Below are 3,736 nucleotides of genomic sequence, written 5' to 3' on the forward strand. Positions count from 1 at the left end.
AGGATAGCGGCTGAAGGCAAGTCCGATACAAGTTGCACCGAAAAAGAACGGCAGGATCAGGAGCGCATAGCTGGCTGCGAGCCAGCCGAGCTGCCACGGATTCCAGACGATCTCAAGCGCGTTGAACGGCAGGCGTTCGGCACCGGCGAAGCTGACAACCGCAGTAATGCCGAACAACGCTGCCGATGCTGCGAAAGCGGCCGGGTATCGCTCAAACAGGGGGCGGCGGGCGAATGCAACGAATGTACCGCTCGCGCCGAAGCCCAGGAGTGCGATGCTTATGATCATATAGGCAAAATAATGCCACTGAATAATCGAAAAGAGCCGCATCAGCAGCACTTCGTAGGCAAGGGTCGCCGCCGATATGAGACTGATCGGCAGCAGGCCCCCCGCTCTCATGGGGCCCTACCTCCCCTTAGCGGCACAAAGCTCACCGGCAGCAACTGACGGGTCGTGATGCTTCCGTCCCGTCGCTTCTCGACCAGCATGAGAAACTGCGTCGCAAAGGGACCTCCCACAGGGACGACCATCCGGCCCCCCTTGGCGAGCTGTTCGACCAGCGGCGGCGGAATGTGGCTGGCAGCAGCAGTCACCACGATGCCGTCGAAAGGCGCATGCGCAGGCCAACCATAGTAGCCGTCGCCTACCTTCACCTCGACATTGTCGAAGCGGAGCTCCGCCAGTCGCGCTGCCGCTCTCTTGCCCAGTTCCGGTATGATCTCAATCGAGTACACCTTCGCTACGAGCGGCGAGAACACAGCTGCCTGATAACCCGAGCCAGTGCCGATCTCAAGGACAACATCGCCAGGCCCGACGTTGATCAGGTCGGTCATTAGCGCAACGATGAATGGCTGCGAGATCGTCTGACCGTATCCGATCGGCAGCGGCCGATCTTGATAGGCCGCGGCGCGTTGCTCCTCGGGTACGAAGGCATGGCGTGGCACTTTTCCCATCGCATTCAGCACCACCGGATCGATACCCTGTGCCTCGACCGCTGAGCGGGCGTGCGATTTGATTGTTTCGATCATCGCCGCACGCTCGGCGAGGCGATCCTGCGCGGGCGCGGATGTCGAAACCGCGGCGGCAGCACTCGCGAGAACCGCGGCCAGCAAGGCTTGACACTGGGCTAGTGGACGCATGAACCCCTCTCCCGGCTAAGACGCCGAGTATAATGACGGCGAAGGTAATTTTGAACAAAGTTCGATCGGTCCTCCGCCGCGCTTCAGCTCACGAGCTGCCATGGACCCATCGCCGCGTCAGGAACCATGTCGAGAATCTGCAATCACTATGAGCTCAAGGAACGCTCAGGCGTCCCGCTCATTTGCGACGAGACGGAAGCTGCCGATCCCGAAGCTATCGGCCACCCACAGAAGCAGGCGCTCAGGCACAGACAGGGCATTTCGCCGCTCCATCACCTGCCTCGCTAACGCGGGCTTGTTGGTAATAAGCCCGTCCACCCCCATCGAAATCATTCGTGACATTGTCACAGGCTCGTCGACCGTCCAGGCATAGAGCCGCTTTCCATTCGCTTTGCACCGTTTGATCAAACCGACCGAGACCTGCCCTGTGTTTACGGCAATGAAGTTGGTGTCGAGTTTCGACAGATCACCGACGGCCCTCGCAGCAAGAACTCCGGTGCGCCAGCCCGGGCGCAGGCCCCGCATCTTCTCAATCATCGGCAATTTGAGCGATATTATAGCGATTTTGTCGGTCATCCCTGTCTCCTCGACGAGGCGGGCGACGCGCTCCTCCAGGTCAACATTGTGTCCGTAGTATTTCAGTTCGATCATCACTCGCGACTTTCCACGCGCGGCCAAAAGTATGTCGCGCAACGTCGGCGTACGTTCGGCCGCATAGGCTGGATCAAACGAACTGCCGACGTCGATGCGGGCAATATCGGCCATCGTCGCATTCCAGACTTTCAGTTCGACCCCCGCCGACTTCATAAAATCGCTGTCATGGGCGACGATGACTTCGCCGTCGGCAGTCTCCTGCACGTCGATCTCCACCCAGTCGGCACCATCATTGATCGCTTTGAGCACGGCCGCCATGGTGTTTTCAGGTCGTTCGCCAGCCGCACCACGATGAGCAATGATCTCGACTGTCTGAGGCGAACCGATCCGCGAGAGCAAACCATCTGTCAGGACGAGTCCTGCTGCGACGCAGGCCAATGCCGGCGCAAGGATAATCCAAGGTGACATTCTGCGGCCGGAGCTAACGCCGACCGCAGCAGTCGCAGGGAAACCTTCCTCTCCCGTCGCCTCCAAGAATTCCGACAGCAGGAGCCGAGCCAGGGCGCCGTTCGACAGCGCCGAGACGAAAGCATTCATTACGCCCCAGACCAGCAGGAAGAAGAAGGTTAGTCCGGCAATAAACCGTAAGCTGTCAGCCAGAAGCGACGGGACCCCGCCGATTGCGGCACCAAATAGCGCCGCGATGGTGGCGGCCATAAGAATGCGGAATGCGACCCAGACGACGATCTGCCGAAACAGGGGCAACTTCCGTCCTTGTAGTAGCGCGGCACTCTGTTTGAAGGCTGACCATGGTCGCACGCCTCGCCCCACGACGAGTTGCAACGCGAAGGCCCAGTCGGTCAGCTTTGACAGGAGAACCAGGCCCATGAGCGTCGCCAGGGCTGCGATGCCGGCGGCCGCGAGCATCGCTCGTGGTGGAAGGTCGGTGAGGTAATAGTTGATGTCGTGGTCGCGCAGAGACAAATACGCAGTAGCCGCCATCGCCAGAACGAATGGCAGGGCGATGCCGAGAACGCGCAGGAGAAGCCCCAGACTGAAGCGCATTATGCGCGGAAATCGCGGGACGACGAAAGCAAACCCCTGCCGGATCGCAGGGATAACATGCTGCTCTCTTATCGCGAGTATGTACATCATCAAGGCGATGTCCAGAGCCGCCGCAGCGATGCCAAGCGCGATGGCCGCAAGTGCGGTGAGAGCGCCCGCCGGTGTCATCAGGAGCCACGCGATGTCCTGATCGGTCATGGCGCTTCGGCCGGAGAAACCGACGACAATGCCGAGGAGCAGTCCGATCAATGGCACGAACACCGCAGAGGTGACCAGTCGGACTGTGAGATGCGTCGCAATGAAAGGCATGCGATAGGCGAACGCGACGCGGAAATACATCGAGACCTTCAATAGCGCCGCAATCGCCTCGCGCGTTGCTTCTCGCATGCATTGGTCTCCGTTAAGCGCGCGGGTTCCCACGTTCAAAAAAGTCTGCCGACGATCCTACGAGGTTGTTTGTCGGCGGCCGGGTGTGCGCCAATGCGGTCGATGAGGAGCCGAACGGATGAATCGTCTTAGCCCAAAACGCAATTCCCACCCAAACCGCCACGCTATACCCGATTCAGCACCTTGTCATGCGAGAAGCGCCTTCGATGGTCCTCACTGAGGAAAGGAGCGAACTGCAAAACGGCAGGCGAGAAACCATCCAAAATCTCTCACTCTGGCAGCGTAACGATTTACGCGGGTTCGCTGTTGGCCGCCAGCAGCGGTCGCATGTCGCGAGATTGCAGTGCAGGTTGCCCAACCCCTGCCTTGATCTGATCGATATCAATAGGGCACATGCTCCATGATGTTTTGCGTGTGCAGCATCGGCGCCTCTGCTCCGAAATAAGTTTCCAGCAGCGGCAGAAAATCGTCCGACAGATAGAAATTCGTCAACGCACGATCGGCCAGAAGGCGGAAGTTGGCGTCGTCGCGGCGCAGCGCTATCGCGTAGG

At 59.7% G+C, this 3,736-nt stretch carries 2 protein-coding genes and 2 pseudogenes; all 4 read right to left on the reverse strand.

The window, feature by feature from the left end; all coding sequences use genetic code 11:
• Positions 1 to 399 (reverse strand): annotated as a pseudogene (locus tag AAAB35_RS28605) (SAM-dependent methyltransferase); the annotation flags it as partial.
• Positions 396 to 1,139 carry a protein-L-isoaspartate(D-aspartate) O-methyltransferase gene (locus tag AAAB35_RS28610; RefSeq protein WP_340671718.1) on the reverse strand — a complete coding sequence of 248 codons (744 nt, stop codon included), beginning with the start codon at positions 1,137 to 1,139 and terminating at the stop codon, positions 396 to 398. The pseudogene AAAB35_RS28605 and the gene AAAB35_RS28610, both read right to left, overlap by 4 nt.
• Before the next feature lie 165 nt (positions 1,140 to 1,304).
• Complete coding sequence (locus AAAB35_RS28615; RefSeq protein ID WP_340671719.1) at positions 1,305 to 3,185, reverse strand: glycerophosphodiester phosphodiesterase family protein; 1,881 nt, start codon at positions 3,183 to 3,185, stop codon at positions 1,305 to 1,307.
• A 381-nt stretch (positions 3,186 to 3,566) separates the two neighbouring features.
• Positions 3,567 to 3,736: pseudogene (locus AAAB35_RS28620) on the reverse strand (amino acid ABC transporter substrate-binding protein); the annotation flags it as partial.

Origin of the sequence: Phyllobacterium sp. (assembly GCF_037994425.1) — a bacterium.
Lineage (GTDB): Bacteria > Pseudomonadota > Alphaproteobacteria > Rhizobiales > Rhizobiaceae > Phyllobacterium.